Consider the following 16,254-nt stretch of genomic DNA (forward strand, 5'->3'; position numbering starts at 1 on the left):
CGGCGTGGGCGCGCGCTGGGCGATCGGGCGGGGGCGCGCCGGTGAAACCCGTGACGGCGGTGGCCACGCGGCTGGCCACGTTCGACTTCCGGCGGTTCCTCGTCGGGGCGCTGCTGTGGCTGCCGGTGCACGTGATCCCGCTGGGCGGCGGGCTCGCCCTGCAGCGGGTGTTCGATGAGATGAGCGGGCAGCGGGCGGCCGGGCCGGCGAGCGTGCTGTGGTGGTGTGCGGCGTTCGTGGGCGTCGAGGTCGTACGGGGCGTGATGATCGTCCTCGCGTGGACGTACGGCGTCTACTGGTGGACGGCGGCGGCCACGCTCCTGCGCTCGAACGTGCTGCGCTCCCTGCTGACCGCGCGCGGACCCGCCGCCGCCCGGCTGCCGCACTCCTCGGGCGAGGCCGTGGCCCGCATGCGGGACGACGTGGCCGACGCCGTGGACTTCACCGACGAGAGCGTCAGCCTGTTCGGCACCGCGGTGTTCGCCGCCGTGGCGCTGCCGATCCTGGCCTGCGTCGATCCGCTGATCACGCTGGTGCTGGTCGTCCCGATGATCGCGGCCGGCGTGCTGAGCAGGACCATGCGGCAGGTGGTCGCCCGGCTGCACGCGCGGGCCAGGCGGCTCGGCGCGGCCGTGACGGCGTACGTGGGGGAGGTGTTCGGCGGCCTGCTCGCCATCAAGACGGCGGGAGCCGAGGCCGCGGTGCTCGACCGGCTGCGCGCCCACAACCGGCGCCGCCGCGACGCCGCGGTCAAGGACCGGCTGGCGACCGACCTGCTGGGCGCCGCCACCACCGCGTCCGTCGAGCTCGGCACCGGCCTGGTGCTGCTGCTCGCCGCGCCCGCCATGCGCGGCGGCGACTTCACCGTGGGCGACCTCGCGCTGTTCACCACCTACATCGGCTGGCTCACCGCTTTCCCGAGGTCGATCGGCGTGTTCCTCTCCCGGCTGCCGCAGGCCGCGGTCGCCACCGAGCGGCTGACCAGGCTCATGGCGCCGCACGAGGACGCCGCCGATCTGGTGCGCGGCTCCGAGGTGTGGCTGCGCGGCGACCCGCCGCCCGCGCCGCAGCCGCCGCCGCACGACGACCGGCTGCGGGTGCTGGAGGCGCGCGGACTGACCGTGCGCGGCGTGCTGCACGACGTCGGCCTGCGCGTCGAGCGCGGCTCCTTCACCGTCGTCACAGGAGCGGTCGGCGCGGGTAAGACCACCCTGGTACGCGCCCTGCTCGGCCTCCTGCGGGCCGACGCGGGGGAGATCACCTGGAACGGCGTCCAGGTCCGCGATCCGGGCACGTTCCTCGTCCCCGGCCGGGTCGCGTACGCGGGCCAGGTGCCGCGCCTGTTCTCCGCGACCCTGCGCGAGAACCTGCTGCTCGGCCGCGCCGCCGGCGACGAGGACGCGCGGCGGGCCCTGGAGCTGGCCGTGTTCGACCGGGACCTGGCCGAGCTGACCCGCGGCCTCGACACGGTCGTCGGGCCGCGCGGCACCCGGCTGTCGGGCGGGCAGGCCCAGCGCGTCACCGCCGCCCGCGCCCTCGTCCGCGACCCCGACCTGCTGGTGGTGGACGACCTGTCGTCCGCGCTCGACGTCGAGACCGAGCGGCTGCTGTGGGAGCGGATCGCCGGGCGCGGCCCGGAGACCGTGCTGGTCGTCTCGCACCGGCAGGCCGCGCTCGAACGCGCCGACCAGGTGATCGTCCTCGACCGGGGCCGCGTCGCCGGGCGGGGACGGCTGGCCGGCCTGCTGGAGAGCTGCCCGGAGATGCGCCGGCTGTGGCACGCCGAACTGGTGGCCGAGGCGGAGGAACGCGCGGACCTCGGCTTCGCCGAGGGCGGGGAGCCCGGGAACGTCGGCGGCGACCGGAGCCGTGGCCAGGCACGTGGCCAGGCACGTGGCGAGGCACGTGGAAAGGCTCGGCGGGACGAAGGGTGTGGAACGGAAGGCACCATAGAAGGGTGATATCGAGCACCACGAAGGTGGCGGAGCTGGCCGGGCTCGTCGCCCGGGGCGGGGTGGCCGTGCTCAGCGGGGCCGGACTGTCCACCGAGTCCGGCATCCCCGACTACCGGGGTCCGACAGGGCGGTCCAGGCGGGCCGAGCCGATGACGTACCAGAAGTTCGTCGGCAGCGCGCGGGCCCGGCAGCGTTACTGGGCGCGCAGCCACGTCGGGTGGCGGCACATCGGCGCGGCCCGACCCAACGCGGGGCACCGCGCGGTCGCCGCGCTGGAGCGGCGCGGCCTGCTGGCCGGCATCGTCACCCAGAACGTCGACGGCCTACACCAGGCGGCGGGCGCCCGCCAGGTGATCGAGCTGCACGGCGGGCTCGACCGCGTGGTCTGCCTGTCGTGCCGCGAGCGCACCCCGCGCGTCGAGCTGGAGCGCCGGCTGCGGGAGGCGAACCCGGGCTGGGAGGAGGCGGGCGCGGCTATCAACCCCGACGGCGACGCGGCGCTCACCGACGCGCAGATCGCCGGGTTCAACCTGGTCGACTGCACGGGGTGCGGCGGGGTGCTCAAGCCGGACGTGGTGTTCTTCGGCGAGAACGTGCCGAAGCCGCGGGTGGACGAGTGCTTCGCGGTGGTGGGCGGGGCGCGGGCGCTGCTCGTGCTCGGGTCGTCGCTGGCGATCAAGTCGGGGCTGCGCTTCGTCACCAGGGCGGCGGAGCTCGGCATCCCCATCGCCATCGTCAACCAGGGCCCGACCGGCGGTGACGGCGACGCCTCGCTCACGCTTGACGCGCCGCTCGGGCCGACGTTGACCGACCTCACGGCCCTGCTCGGGGCAGAATAGACCCATGCCTCCTCGTACGTGTCTCTGCGGCCTGCCCGCCTCCTACCAGGACTGCTGCGGCAGGCTGCACCGGGGTGAGGTGGCGGCCGCCACCGCCGAGCAGCTCATGCGCTCCCGCTTCAGTGCCTTCGGCGTGGGCGACGAGGCGTACCTGCTGCGCACCTGGCACCCATCCGACCGGCCGCAGCGCGCCGGCATCGACCGGCGGGTCAAGTGGGTGCGGCTGGAGGTGCTGGAGACCACCGGCGGCAGCGTCGTGCACACCGAGGGCACCGTCCGCTTCCGCGCCCACTACCTGGAGCGGGGGCGGCCGGGCGAGATGGAGGAGCACAGCCGCTTCGTCCGCCTGGACGGCCGCTGGGTCTACGCCGGCGTCGTCTGACCGTTCCCCTAGGCGGACTCGCGGATGACCAGTTCGGTGGGGAGGACCACCGGGTCGACGTGGCCGGCGCCGTCGATGAGGGCCAGCAGCAGGCGGAGCGTCTCCTGGGCCATCTCCGCCAGCGGCTGGCGGATGGTGGTCAGCGGCGGATGGGTCGAGACGGCCACCGAGGAGTCGTCGAAGCCGCCCACCGCGACGTCGTCGGGCACCCGGCGGCCGGCCGCGCGCAGCGCCGCGAGCGCGCCCGCCGCCATCAGGTCGGAGGCCACGAACACGGCGTCGATGTCGGGGGTGCGCTCCAGCAGCTCGGTCATGGCCCGCTCGCCGCTGGCCTGGGTCCAGTCGCCGTGGGCGATGAGCCGTGTGGTGGCCTTGCGGCCGAGCACGTCGGCGAAGCCCTCGAGCCGCTGGATGCCGCCCGGCGTGTCCATCGGCCCGGTGATCATGGCGATGCGCTTGCGGCCGAGGCCGACGAAGTATTCGGTCATCTGGCGGGCGCCGAGCCGGTCGTCGGCGGCGGCGTACGGGATGACGGTCTCGCGCCCGATGACCGGCCCGCACGAGACGGCGGGCGGGCCGGTGCGCAGCGCGTCGAGCAGCGGGTCGCCGGCGTGCGTCGAGACCAGCAGCACCCCGTCGGCGTGGCCGCCGCGCACGTAGCGCACCACCCGCTCGCGGTCGCCCTCGTCGCCGGCCAGCATCATCACCAGCGACAGGTCGCGCTCGGCCAGCATGCGGATGGCGACCCTGATGAGCGTGCTGTAGTTGGGGTCCTCGAACAGCTTCTCGTGCGGCTCCGACAGCACCATGACGACCGACCCCGTACGCTGCGTGACCAGGCTGCGGGCGGCCCTGTTGACGACGTAGCCGGTCTCGGAGATGGCCCGTTCGATGGCCACGCGCGCCGCCGGGCTCACGTATTTGTCCCCGTTGAGCAGGCGGGAGACCGTGCCGCGGGAGACTCCCGCGGCGGCGGCGACGTCGTGGATCGTAGGGCGTTTCATTTCACGGCTCCGGAGGACAGGTCGGTCTTCCAGTATCGCTGCATGGTGAGGAAGAGCGCGATCAGCGGCAGGATCGACAGGAACGCGCCCGTGAGGATCAGGTTGTAGAGGGCGGGCTGGTTGGCGCCGGCCGCGAGCAGCGTGTAGAGGCCCACCGTGAGCGGGAACTTGCCGTCGTCGCCGAGCATGATGAACGGCAGCAGGAAGTTGTTCCAGATCGCGACGAACTGGAACAGGAAGATCGTCACCATGCCGGGCACCATGAGCGGCAGCGCCACCCGCCGCATCAGCAGCCACTCGCCGGCCCCGTCGATGCGGCCGGCCTCCAGCAGCGAGTCGGGCACGGACGCGGTGGCGTAGACACGGGCCAGGTAGATGCCGTACGGGTTGAGGATCTGCGGCAGCAGCACCGCCCAGTGGCTGTCGGCCAGCCCGACCTTGGAGAAGAGCAGATACTGCGGCACCGCCAGCACCACGCTGGGCACGAGGATGCCGCCGATCAGCAGGTTGAAGATGAGGGTCCGGCCGGGAAAGCGGTATTTCGCCAGCGCGTACCCGGAGACGGCCGAGACGGCGGTGGACAGCAGCGCGCCGCCGCCCGCGTAGAGCAGCGTGTTGGCGGCCCACAGCCAGAACACGCCGTCGCGGTAGGCGAACAGCTCGCCCACGTTGTCGAGGAAGCCGGTGCCGAAGGACAGCGTGGAGGTGCTGAACAGCTCGCCCGGCGACTTGGTGGCCGCGATCAGCACCCACACCACGGGGAACAGGCAGTAGAGCGCGCCGACCAGCAGCAGCGCCGTCGGCACCAGCCCTGCTGCGCGGCCGGTACGCGGGCGGCGGTGCGAGACGGTGAGCGGAGCCATCAGCCCTCCCCGAAGGCGCGGTCGCGGACCACGCGCAGGAACCCGAAGGACAGCACGAGCGCGATCGCCGCGATGACGATCGAGGTGGCGGCGGCGGAGTACAGGTCGCCGGTGACGAACGCGTCGCGGTAGACCTTCATCAGCGGGCTCCACGTGGAGCTGATGGTGTTGGTCAGCGGGCGCAGCGCGGTCGGCTCGGTGAACACCTGGACGGTCGCGATGATCGAGAACACCGTGGTCAGGATGATCGCCGGGGTCAGCATGGGGATCTTCACTCGGATCGCGATCTGCAGCTCGGACGCGCCGTCGAGGCGGGCGGCCTCGTACAGGTCGCGGGGGATGGCGCGCAGCGTGGTGTAGAGGGCCAGCATGTTGAAGCCGGTGCCGCCCCACACCGCCACGTTCGCCATCGAGTACGTCACGGTCGTGGCGCTCAGGAAGTCCACGTCGAGGACGTCGCGGATCGGGCTGAGCGAGGGCAGGTAGAGGAAGCCCCACAGCAGCGTCGCGGCCACGCCCGGCACCGCGTACGGCAGGAAGATCGCGATGCGGGAGAAGCGGGCGAGCCGCACCCGCGCCGAGTCCAGCAGCAGCGCGAACAGCAGGGCCAGCCCCAGCATCACGACCAGCACCAGCGTGCCGTAGCCGAGCACGCGCAGCCACCCGGCCCACAGCTCGGCGTCGGCGAGGGCGGCGGCGAAGTTCTCGAACCCGGCGTACACCTCCCTGCGCGCCCCTTTGCCCAGCCCGAGCCCTGACACGCGGGTCCTGTGCAGGGCCAGGTAGACGGTGTAGCCGATCGGCACCGCGAGGAACAGCGTGAACAGCACCATCGCGGGGGCCAGGAACAGGTACGGCCACGGTCCCCGCTCGGGCCGCCTCATGGAAGGGCGAGTCATGACGCGAGCTGGAAGCCGGCCTTGCGCATGTCGGCGACCGTGGCCTCCGACATGCCGCGTACGGCGTCGGCGAACGGACTGCCGTTCTGCAGCGCCTTGCCGAAGCCGTCCCTGAACGCGTTGTACGCCACGCCCACGTTCGGCCCGAAGGTGAATCCGCGCGCCCCGGCGGAGACGGCGGCGGCCTGCTGCCAGAAGTCGGGCTGGTTGGAGAAGTAGCCGGGGGCGTCACCCAGCGCCGACTGGGCCTTGGTGGCGGCCGGATAGATGGCGGCCTCCTTGACCAGCAGGCCGATGGCCTCGGGGTCGGTGTTGAGCCAGGTGGCGAAGCGGGCGGCGGCCGCCTTGTGCGGCGACTTGGCCGCCACGGCGGTGGACGAGCCGCCCCAGAAGCCGCTGAAGCTCTCGCCGGCGTTCCACTGCGGCAGCGGCGCGACGGCCCACTTGCCCTTGCCCTTGGGCGCGTTGCTGGACAGCACGCCGGGCGCCCACACGGCCGACGGCCAGGTGAGCAGCCTGCCGTCGTTGAGCGCCTTGTTCCACTCGGGGGTGAAGTACGGCATGTCGTCGATGACGCCCTCCTTCACCAGGCCGCCCCAGTAGTCGGCGACCTTGGTGGTGGCCTCGTCGGCGATGTTCACCTTCCATGACTCGCCGCTGATCGACCACCACTGCGCGCCCGCCTGCTGCGCCAGACCTGTGAACGCTCCCGGATCGTTGCTGGAGAACGTGCCGAGGTACGCCTTCTGATCCTTCTTCCTGACCGTGCGGGCCGCCTCGCCGTACTCCTGCCAGGTCTTGGGCACCTCGATGCCGTACTCGTCGAAGAGGTCCTTGCGGTAGAAGAGCATCATCGGGCCGCTGTCCTGCGGGATGCCGTAGACCGCGTCGGTGCCGAGCGTCACCAGGCCCCACAGCCCGTCGGTGAACTCGCCCTTGATCGCCGCGGTCTCCGCCTTGAGGTCGGCCACCGCGTCGGCGGCGATGAACGACGGCAGGTGCTGGTACTCGGCCTGCACCACGTCCGGCGGGTTGCCGGCCTTGGCCGCCGTGAGGAACTTGGCCGCCGCGTCGTCGCCGCCCGCCTGCTTGCTGACCGTCACCTGGATGTCCGGGTTGGCGGCGTTCCAGACCTCGACGATCTTGTCCATGTTGGGGGCCCAGGTCCAGTACGTGAGCTTGACGGGCCCCTGGGCGGCGGTCGCCTGGCTCCGCGCCGCCCCGGGCGCTTCGGCGGGCTCGCCGGACGCGCAGCTCGCGAGTGTGGCCGTGAGTGCGACGGCCAGTGCTGCTCCAAGGCGGTGGGCGCGCATGCGTACCTCCAGAGGGTTCTGTGAACGTGCACAGAGTGGAACAGCCCGGAAATAGGCGTCAAGGGGTTGTTACATTCTCGTTGCGTGCCTGGAAATATTGGGCCCCCTAGGTGACTGTTCTTTCCTGGGCCGAGTGAGCTTTACTGTGCACGTTCACACAAAAGTCTGCGGGGGGAACGGATGTATCCGGAGCGTCCAGCCGGGGTCGCCTTCGGCGGCGACTACAACCCGGAGCAGTGGCCGCGCGAGGTGCTGGAGGAGGACGTGGCGCTCATGCGCGAGGCCGGGGTCACCCTGGTCAGCCTGGGCATGTTCTCGTGGGCGCTGATGGAGCCCGAGGAGGGGCGCTTCACGTTCGGCTGGCTCGACGAGATCATCGACCGGCTGCACGCGGCCGGCGTCGCGGTCGATCTGGCCACCCCGACCGCCGCGCCGCCCGCCTGGTTCGTCGCCCGCCACCCCGACGTGCTGCCGGTCAGCAGGGAGGGCGTGCGGATCGGGTTCGGCGGGCGGCAGAGCGCCTGCTCCAGCGCCCCCGCCTTCCGCGCGGCCACCGCCCGGCTGGTGCGCGCGCTGGGCGAGCACTACCGCGACCACCCCGCCGTGGTCATGTGGCACGTGCACAACGAGTACGGCGCCCCGCTCGGCGAGTGCTACTGCGAGCACAGCGTGGCCGCCTGGCGGGAGTGGCTGCGGCACACCTACCGCGACCTCGCCACGCTCAACGACGCCTGGGGCACCACGTTCTGGGGCCAGACCTACACCGACTGGTCGCAGATCGACGCGCCCCGCGCCAACCACACGTCGGTCAACCCGGCCCAGCGCCTCGACTACGCCCGCTTCAGCGACGGCGAGCACCGCGCGCACTACGCGCTGCAGCGCGACATCCTGCGCGAGGTGACCCCGCACCTGCCGGTCACCACCAACTTCGCCGGCACCGTCAACTGCAAGTCCACCGACCTGTGGCAGTGGGCCCGCGAGCTCGACGTCGTCGCCAACGACCACTATCTGCAGGCCGAGCGGCCCGACAACCACATCGACCTCGCCATGTCGGCCGACCTCGCCCGGTCCGTGGCGGGCGGTGAGCCGTGGATGCTCATGGAGCACTCGGCGGGCGCGGTCAACTGGCAGCCGCGCAACCTCGCCAAGCGGCCCGGCGAGATGCGCCGCAACAGCCTCGCGCACGTGGCGCGCGGCTCCGACAGCGTGCTGTTCTTCCAGTTCAGGGCCTCGCGGTTCGGGGCCGAGAAGTTCCACTCCGGGATGGTGCCGCACGCCGGGACCGACTCAGAGCAGTGGCGCGAGGTGGTGCGGCTGGGCTCCGACCTGCGGCGGCTGGCCGGGGTGCGGGGGAGCCGGGTGCGGGCCGAGGTGGCGCTGGTGTGGGACTGGGAGTCGTACTGGGCGCTGGAGCTGGACTGGCGGCCTTCGGTCGACCTGGGGTTCAGGGAGCGGATGGACGCCTTCTACGAGGCGTTGTGGCGGGAGCACGTCACGGTGGACTTCGCCCACCCTTCCGCCGATATTTCGGGATACCGGGTGGTGGTGGCGCCCAGCTCGTACCTGCTGACCGAAGCCTCCGCCAAGAACCTCCACCGGTACGTGGAGTCCGGCGGGAACCTGCTCGTGTCGTACTTCTCCGGCATCGTGGACGAGCACGACACCATCCACCCCGGCGCCCACCCCGGGGCGCTGCGCGAGCTGCTCGGCCTGTCGGTCGAGGAGTTCCACCCGCTGCGCGAACACGAGACGGTGAGGCTCATCGACGGCCTCGCCGAGGAGGACGCGCGCGTCTGGTCGGAGCGGGTGCGCCTGGCGGGGGCCAGGGCCGTGCGGCGCTTCGGCGCGGGGCCCGACGCTGGACATCCCGCCTTCACCCGCCACGACCTCGGCGCCGGCACCGCCTGGTACCTCGCGACGGCCCCCGTCACCGGCCTGCCCGGCCTGCTCGGCCAGGTGCTGGACCACGCCGGGGTGACCCGGCCGCGCGGCCTGCCCGACACGCTCGAACTCGTGCGCAGGGGCCGCCACCTGTTCCTGATCAACCACGGCGACCGGCCCGTGACGGTCGAGGGGGTGAGCGGCGTGAGCGTGTTCGACGGCGTACGGCACGACGGGCCGGTCACCGTCGCGGCCGGGGCGGTCACCGTCATCGAAGAAACCCAGGAAACCCAGGAAACCCAGGAAGCCCTGGAAGCCAGGGAAACCCCGAACCCCAGGAGACCGTGATGAGACGCATCCTCACCGCCCTGCTGTTACTCGGCGCCCTCGTCGTCGCCCAGCCCGCCCACGCCGCGAAGGGCCCGGGACGACCGGCGATCAGGGGCGCGGACGTCTCCAGCCTGGCCAAGTCGGAGGCGCTCGGCGGCGTCTACCGCGACGCGAGCGGGCGGGCCGGCGACGCGCTGCGCATCCTCGCGCAGGGCGGGCTCAACTCCATCCGGCTGAAGGTCTGGGTGAACCCGGCCGACGGCTACAACACCAAGACGCAGGTGCTCGCCGTCGCCAGGCGCGCCAAGGCGCTCGGCATGAGCCTGCTCGTCGACTTCCACTACTCCGACAGCTGGGCCGACCCCGGCAAGCAGGTCAAGCCCGCCGCCTGGCAGTCGCTCTCGTTCGAGCAGCTGAAGCAGGCGGTGTACGCCCACACCTACGACGTGCTCGACGCCCTTCGCCGCCAGGGCACCACGGCCGACCTGGTGCAGGTCGGCAACGAGATCAACGGCGGCCTGCTGTGGCCCGACGGCTCCAACTCCAGCTGGCCGAACACCGCCGCCCTGCTGAACGCCGGCTACGACGCCGTCAAGGCGGTCTCGGGCAGCACGAAGGTCGTGCTGCACCTGGCCGACGGCGGCGACAACGGCCTCTACCGCTGGTGGTTCGACAACGCCGACGCGCACGGCATCCGCTACGACGTGATCGGGCTGTCGTACTACGCCTACTGGCACGGCACGCTGGACGCCTTCCGGGCCAACATCAACGACGTCGCCACCCGGTACGCCAAGCCGGTGCTGGTCGTCGAGACCGCGTACCCGTTCACGACGGCCGACGCCGACGGCTGGCCCAACATCATCACGGCCGCCGAGCCGTACCCCGGCTACCGGGCCACGCCGCAGGGCCAGTCGGCGATGCTGGCGAAGGTCGCCGAGATCGTGCGGAACGTCCCGAACGGCCGCGGGCTCGGCCTCTACACCTGGGAGGCCACCTGGACCGGCGTGCGCGGCAACGGCTGGGATCCGGCCGACCCGTCGTCCGGCAACGGCTGGGAGAACCAGGCGCTGTTCGACTACGCGGGCCGCGCGCTCCCGGCCTTGACGGCGCTCGGCCGCGGCTGACCGCACGGGGCCGGGCGGGTCCGGGCGGGCCGGGCCGGGCCAGGCCGGGCGGGGTCCGCGGCCTCCGGGATGGGCATGATGAAGCGCATGACGATCTCAGCAGACGAGCTGCTCACCACGACCCGCAGCGTCCGCAGGCGCCTCGACCTCACCCGTGAGGTCCCGCTCGACCTGGTCAAGGAGTGCCTGGAGATCGCGCTCCAGGCGCCCACCGGGAGCAACGCGCAGGGCTGGCACTGGGTGGTGGTCACCGACGAGGACAAGCGCAAGACCATCGGCGACTACTACGGGCGCTCGTTCCGCCGCTACTACGAGTCGAGTGCCTCGGCTGGGCGGCTGTACGAGGACGACCCGGCCAGGGCGGCCACCCAGCAGCGGGTCTCGGCCAGCGCGGCCTACCTGGCCGAGCACATGGGCGAGGTGCCGGTGCTGGTGCTGGGCTGCCTGACCGTGCCGGCCCTGCCCCAGGGCAACCAGGCCGGGCTGTGGGGCTCGCTGCTGCCCGCGGCCTGGAGCTACATGCTGGCCGCCCGCGCCCGCGGCCTGGGCACCGCGTGGACGTCGCTGCACCTGGCGTACGAGGCCGAGATCGCCGAGCTGCTCGGCATCCCGGGCGACGTGCGCCAGGGCGTGCTGATCCCGACCGCGTACTACACGGGGGAGACGTTCGGGCGGGCGAAGCGCCAGCCGCTGGACGAGGTGCTACACACCGACCAATGGTGACCATTCACCGCAAACGCGATATTTCCCGGATTGCCGGTCCATGCCGGGTGCTCCACCTTAGGATCATCGCCGTACCCCCCTTGACGATCATCCACGAGGAGCCGACAGTGCCCGAGAGCGAGCGGGAAAGCGCGCCCAGCGGGATCGACACCAGCAAGCCCAGCGTCGCCCGCGTCTACGACTACATGCTCGGCGGCAAGGACAACTACGAGATCGACCGCCAGGTGGCCGCCGCCGCGCTGCGGGTCGCGCCCGACGCGCCGCAGGCGGCGATGGCCAACCGGGAGTTCCTGCGGCGCACCGTGCGCTACCTCGCCGCCGAGGCCGGTCTCCGCCAGTTCCTGGACATCGGCTCCGGCCTGCCCACCCAGGGCAACGTGCACGAGGTGGCCCAGTCGGTGACGCCGGGAGCCCACGTCGTGTACGTCGACCACGACCCCATCGTGCTCGCCCACGGCCGCGCGCTGCTGGCCGTGGACGAGACCACCACGATCGTGGACGCCGACGCCCGCGAGCCGGAGAAGGTGATGGACGACCCGAGGACGCAGGCCCTCATCGACTTCTCCGAGCCGGTCGGGCTGCTGCTCTTCGCCATCCTCCACCACCTCAAGGACGAGGAGAACCCCGGAGGCGTCGCCGCCCGCTACATCAGCAGGCTCGCCCCCGGCAGCCACGTGGTGATCTCCCACTTCCACAATCCGGGCGCGGCGCTGCCCGAGGTGTCGGAGCAGGCGAGCAGCGCCGAGAAGATCTTCAACGAGAACCTCGGCACCGGCCGCTGGCGTACCAGGGACGAGATCCTCGCCTACTTCGACGGGCTGGAGCTGGTGGAGCCCGGCCTGGTGCCGCTGCCCGAGTGGCGCCCGGAGACCGGGGACCACCAGGCGACGCCGGGGATCACGTACCACACCTTCGTCGGCGGCGTGGCACGCAAGCCCTGAGCCTCCCGGACGTCAGCCGACCGGCAGCTTGCCGGAGGTGACCACGTCGCGGTACCAGTGGGCGCTGTCCTTCCAGGTGCGCTCCATCGTCTCGCGGTCCACCCGGACGATGCCGAACCGCTTGGCGTAGCCGTGCGCCCACTCGAAGTTGTCCATGAGCGACCACACGAAGTAGCCGCGCACGTCCGCGCCCTGCGCGATGGCCTCGCTGACCGCCGTCAGGTGGCGGTGCAGGTAGTCGACGCGGTCCTGGTCGCGGACGCGCCCGTCGGGGGAGACCGGGTCGGGGAAGGCCGCGCCGTTCTCCGTGATCATGGTGGGCAGGTCCGGGTAGTCGCGGTGCAGGCGCAGCAGCAGCTCGGTCAGGCCGGTCTCGTCGATGTTCCAGCCCATCTCCGTGTACGGGCCCGGCTGACGGACGAACTCCACGCTCTCGCAGGCGATCCACGGCGAGGCGGCGCCGTCCTGGTGGCCGTCGGCGGTCTCCTTGGGGCCGCTGCCGTCCCAGTGGCGTACCAGCGTGGGGTTGTAGTAGTTGACGCCGAGCACGTCGAGCGGCTGGCAGGCGGTGGCCTCGTCGCCGTCGCGCACGAACGACCAGTCGGTCACCCCGGCGGTGTCGGCGAGCAGGTCGGCCGGGTAGGCGCCCTCCAGCATCGGGCCGAGGAAGGCCCGGTTGGCCAGGGCGTCCGCACGGCGCACCGCGTCGGCGTCGGCCTCCGACACGCCGCGGACGTGGTGCAGGTTGAGCGTGACCGACATCTGCGCGTCCTTGGCCGCGGTCGAGCGCAGCGCCTGCACGGCCAGGCCGTGGCCGAGGTTGAGGTGGTGCACGGCGGCCAGCGCGGCGGCCGGCTCGGTGCGCGCCGGGGCGTGCACGCCGGAGGCGTAGCCGAGGTAGGCCGAGCACCACGGCTCGTTCAGCGTGATCCAGGTGTGCACGCGGTCGCCGAGCGCCTCGCCCATGAGCCTGGCGTACTCGCCGAAGCGCTCCGCGGTGTCGCGGTGCGGCCAGCCGCCCGCGTCCTCCAGCTCCTGCGGCAGGTCCCAGTGGTAGAGGGTGGCGACCGGCGCGATGCCCCTGCTCAGCAGGCCGTCCACGAGCCGCTGGTAGAAGTCGAGCCCGGCGGCGTTGACCGGGCCGGTCCCGCCGGGCTGCACGCGCGGCCAGGAGATGGAGAAGCGGTAGGCGCCGACGCGCAGCGCGGCCAGCAGGTCGAGGTCCTCCTCCAGGCGGTGGTAGTGGTCGCAGGCCACGTCGCCGGTGTCGCCGCCCGCCACCAGGCCGGGCGTGTGGGAGAAGGTGTCCCAGATGGACGGGCCGCGGCCGTCCTCGTTCCAGGCTCCTTCGACCTGGTAGGCGGCCGTGGCGGTGCCCCACACAAAGTTGTCGGGAAAGACGGTCATGTCACTCCTTGGGGTATTTAATGGTGAATTCAGGGTGAAAGTCAGGCAGTAACCAGGGCGGCGACCTCGCGCGGCGCCAGCGTGATCGCGCCCTCGGCGGGCGCGCCGGTCAGGAGGTCGTCGGCGCGGCCCGGCAGCTCCACCCGTACCTCCCGCGTCCCGTGGTTGAGCACGAACAGCACCTCGCCGCGGCGCACCGCCTCCACGCCGGGCGGCAGATCGGGCAGCTCGCCCGCCACGCCCGCGTCGGCCAGCACGCGCTCGGCCAGCGTCCCCAGGGCGGCCGGCTCGGGCATGGTGCCGACGTACCAGGCCAGGCCGTCGCCGTGCCGGTGCCGGGTGATCGCGGGGTGCCCGGCCAGGTCGCCGTCGGCGAACTCGGCCACCACCTCGGCGTCCTCGGCGGCCAGCAGCTCGGTCCACGTGTCGGCGGCGAACCCGTCCTCGCCGCCGCCCCACCTGCACCGTACGGGCCCGCCCACGGGCAGCCACTCCTCGCCGGAGACGCCCAGCACCTCGCGCAGCGGCGCGGGGAAGCGCCCGGTGCGCACGTGCGAGCGCGGGTCCACGATCCCCGAGAACGGTCCCACCACGAGCACTCCGCCGCTTCGCGCGTACGCGTCCAGCCAGGCCGCCTGCTCGTCGCTGACGAGGAACAGGTTCGGCACCACGACCAGCGCGTAGCCGTCCAGGTCCGCGCCGGGCGGCACCACGTCCACGGCGACGCCGCGCTCGAAGAACGGCACGTAGTAGTTGAGGAGCTGCTCGTCGGCGTTCAGCCGGTCGCTGGGCCGCCCGCGATCCTCCAGCGCCCACCAGCTGTCCCAGCCGAACACCATCGCCACCCGCGCCGGCACCTCGGTGCCCGCCACCCGGGAGAGCCCGCGCAGCTCCTGACCGTGCGCGCGCACGGCGGCGTGCAGCCGCGTCTCAGGACCGGCGTGCGGCACCATCGCCGCGTGGAAGCGCTCGGCGCCGAAGCGGGAGGCCCGCCACTGGAAGTAGCACAGCCCGTCCGCGCCGCGCGCGAGCGCCTGCAGCGACTCCAGGCGGAACTGCCCCGGCGGCTTGGGCAGGTTGTGCGGCCGCCAGTTGACGGCGTTGGTGGCCTGCTCCATCAGCAGCCACGGCCGGCCCTTGGCCAGGCCGCGCATCAGGTCGTGGGTGAGCGCCGTCCGCGCCGGGGTGAGCGGGTCGCCCGGGTCGGGGTAGCAGTCGTTGGCGACCACGTCCTCCTCCGCGGCCCAGGCCCAGGCGTCGACCGGCTTGAAGAAGCCCATGAAGTTCGTGGTGACCGGCACCTCGGGGGTGCGGGCGCGCAGCACGTCCCGCTGGGCGCGGAAGTGCGCGAGCATCTGGTCGTTGCAGAAGCGCCGCCAGTCGAGCCGCTGGCCCGGATTGATGATGTACGGGGCGGTGCGCGGCGGCAGGACCTCCTCCCAGTCGCCGTAGCCCTGGCTCCAGAACGTCGTGCCCCACGCCTCGTTGAGCGTCTCCAGGTCGCCGTGCCGCTCGCGCAGCCAGCGGCGGAACGCGGCGGCCGACTCGTCGCAGTGGCAGAACTGGCCGTACTCGTTGCCCACGTGCCACATCGCCAGCGCGGGATGGCCGGCGTAGCGGTCGGCGAGGGCGGTCACGATGTCGAGGGAGCGCTCCCAATAAACGGACGAAGAAGGACAGAACTGGTTGCGCGCGCCGTACCAGAGCGTGGTGCCCGACTCGTCCACCGGTAGCGTCTCCGGCCAGCGGTGGCCCAGCCAGGGCGGCGGCGAGGCCGTCGGCGTGGCCAGGTCGACGGCGATGTCGTGCCCGGCCATCAGGCCGAGCAGCCGGTCCAGCCAGCCGAAGTCGTGCTTGCCCGGCTCCGGCTCCAGCCGCGCCCAGCTGAACACGCCGACCGTGACCAGGTTGACCCCGGCCTCGCGCATCAGCGCGGCGTCCTGTGCCCACACCTCCTCCGGCCACTGCTCGGGGTTGTAGTCCCCGCCGAACAGCAGTCCCCTCGTCTGCGTGAGGGTGTGCATTCCGAGCTTCACGAAGCGGCTCCCGTACGTGGTGGTGCTGAACTGTCGCCGGTCACCAGCCGGCAGGGCACCAGCCGCTGCCGGGGCGGCCCGCCGCCGCCCAACCGGTCGATGAGCATGCGGGCACCCAGCCTGCCCAGCTCCGCGCTGGGCGGTTCGAGCGTGGTCAGCCTGGGGTGGAACATCTCCGCGACCCGCGCGGACGACAGCACGAGCAGCAGCGTCAGGTCGTCGGGAACGCGCAGGCCGCGCCGCGCCGCGGCGGCCAGCACGCCGGCCGCCGCGCGGTCGTCCATCACGGCCAGCGCGGTCACGTCGGGGCGGGCGTCGAGCAGGGCGTCCAGCGCCCGCGTGCCCTCCTCGGGCGAGCCCGCGTGGCCGCCGTCCACGTACGCCAGACCCGCCTCGCGGGCGGCGGCGGCCAGCGCGGCCGAGGCGCGGACGGCGGGGCCGTACCCGGCCGCGAACGCGGCGGCGGGCAGGGTGACGAAGGCCAGCACCCGGTCACCGTGTGGTCGTCGGTGGCCTCGATCTCCTCGATGCCGGTGAGCAGCGGGGTCAGCGAGCCC

14 protein-coding genes are annotated in these 16,254 nt (G+C 72.6%); 7 read left to right on the plus strand and 7 right to left on the minus strand.

Annotated features, from left to right (window positions below):
• Positions 1-41: 41 nt before the first annotated feature.
• The 3 genes from ABZW11_RS26075 to ABZW11_RS26085 are packed head-to-tail and all read left to right on the plus strand — an operon-like array spanning position 42 to position 3,176.
• Entirely contained in the window at positions 42-1,961 is a 1,920-nt protein-coding gene (locus tag ABZW11_RS26075; RefSeq protein WP_355421940.1) for an ABC transporter ATP-binding protein, read from the plus strand.
• Positions 1,958-2,794 carry an NAD-dependent protein deacetylase gene (locus tag ABZW11_RS26080; RefSeq protein ID WP_355421943.1) on the plus strand — a complete coding sequence of 279 codons (837 nt, stop codon included), beginning with the start codon at positions 1,958-1,960 and terminating at the stop codon, positions 2,792-2,794. The genes ABZW11_RS26075 and ABZW11_RS26080 overlap by 4 nt, the downstream gene beginning before the upstream one ends.
• 4 nt (positions 2,795-2,798) lie before the next feature.
• Entirely contained in the window at positions 2,799-3,176 is a 378-nt protein-coding gene (locus tag ABZW11_RS26085; protein WP_355421946.1) for a YchJ family metal-binding protein, read from the plus strand.
• A gap of 8 nt (positions 3,177-3,184) precedes the next feature.
• Here the strand turns inward: ABZW11_RS26085 and ABZW11_RS26090 are convergent, their stop codons facing one another.
• The 4 genes from ABZW11_RS26090 to ABZW11_RS26105 are packed head-to-tail and all read right to left on the minus strand — an operon-like array spanning position 3,185 to position 7,255.
• On the minus strand, positions 3,185-4,180 hold the full coding sequence (locus tag ABZW11_RS26090) for a LacI family DNA-binding transcriptional regulator (protein WP_355421949.1): 996 nt from the start codon (positions 4,178-4,180) through the stop codon (positions 3,185-3,187).
• Positions 4,177-5,043, minus strand: a complete 867-nt coding sequence (locus ABZW11_RS26095) for a carbohydrate ABC transporter permease (RefSeq protein ID WP_355421952.1) — start codon at positions 5,041-5,043, stop codon at positions 4,177-4,179. Before ABZW11_RS26095 ends, ABZW11_RS26090 begins: the two co-directional genes overlap by 4 nt.
• The gene (locus tag ABZW11_RS26100; protein ID WP_355421955.1) at positions 5,043-5,927 is read right to left on the minus strand and encodes a sugar ABC transporter permease; all 885 of its coding nucleotides are present in this window, start codon (positions 5,925-5,927) and stop codon (positions 5,043-5,045) included. The genes ABZW11_RS26095 and ABZW11_RS26100 overlap by 1 nt, the downstream gene beginning before the upstream one ends.
• A gap of 11 nt (positions 5,928-5,938) precedes the next feature.
• Complete coding sequence (locus ABZW11_RS26105) at positions 5,939-7,255, minus strand: sugar ABC transporter substrate-binding protein (protein WP_355421958.1); 1,317 nt, start codon at positions 7,253-7,255, stop codon at positions 5,939-5,941.
• Between the two features lie 180 nt (positions 7,256-7,435).
• On the opposite strand from ABZW11_RS26105, the gene ABZW11_RS26110 reads away from it, so the two are divergent.
• The 4 genes from ABZW11_RS26110 to ABZW11_RS26125 all read left to right on the plus strand — a co-directional run bounded on the left by ABZW11_RS26110 (position 7,436) and on the right by ABZW11_RS26125 (position 12,254).
• The gene (locus ABZW11_RS26110; protein ID WP_355421961.1) at positions 7,436-9,484 is read left to right on the plus strand and encodes a beta-galactosidase; all 2,049 of its coding nucleotides are present in this window, start codon (positions 7,436-7,438) and stop codon (positions 9,482-9,484) included.
• Entirely contained in the window at positions 9,484-10,590 is a 1,107-nt protein-coding gene (locus ABZW11_RS26115) for an arabinogalactan endo-1,4-beta-galactosidase (protein WP_355421964.1), read from the plus strand. Before ABZW11_RS26110 ends, ABZW11_RS26115 begins: the two co-directional genes overlap by 1 nt.
• Before the next feature lie 87 nt (positions 10,591-10,677).
• Positions 10,678-11,313 carry a nitroreductase family protein gene (locus tag ABZW11_RS26120; protein WP_355421967.1) on the plus strand — a complete coding sequence of 212 codons (636 nt, stop codon included), beginning with the start codon at positions 10,678-10,680 and terminating at the stop codon, positions 11,311-11,313.
• Between the two features lie 80 nt (positions 11,314-11,393).
• Entirely contained in the window at positions 11,394-12,254 is an 861-nt protein-coding gene (locus ABZW11_RS26125; RefSeq protein WP_355421970.1) for an SAM-dependent methyltransferase, read from the plus strand.
• Between the two features lie 12 nt (positions 12,255-12,266).
• On the opposite strand, the gene ABZW11_RS26130 is transcribed toward ABZW11_RS26125, so the two are convergent.
• The 3 genes from ABZW11_RS26130 to ABZW11_RS26140 are packed head-to-tail and all read right to left on the minus strand — an operon-like array spanning position 12,267 to position 16,185.
• Complete coding sequence (locus ABZW11_RS26130; protein ID WP_355421973.1) at positions 12,267-13,661, minus strand: GH1 family beta-glucosidase; 1,395 nt, start codon at positions 13,659-13,661, stop codon at positions 12,267-12,269.
• A gap of 41 nt (positions 13,662-13,702) precedes the next feature.
• Positions 13,703-15,697: a beta-galactosidase gene (locus ABZW11_RS26135; RefSeq protein ID WP_355421976.1), complete on the minus strand. Its 1,995-nt coding sequence runs from the start codon at positions 15,695-15,697 to the stop codon at positions 13,703-13,705.
• Positions 15,694-16,185, minus strand: coding sequence for a substrate-binding domain-containing protein (locus ABZW11_RS26140; protein WP_355421979.1), 492 nt, complete (start codon positions 16,183-16,185; stop codon positions 15,694-15,696). Before ABZW11_RS26140 ends, ABZW11_RS26135 begins: the two co-directional genes overlap by 4 nt.
• Positions 16,186-16,254: the final 69 nt, after the last annotated feature.

The sequence above is a fragment of the Nonomuraea sp. NPDC004580 genome (assembly GCF_040609855.1).
Lineage (GTDB): Bacteria > Actinomycetota > Actinomycetes > Streptosporangiales > Streptosporangiaceae > Nonomuraea > Nonomuraea salmonea.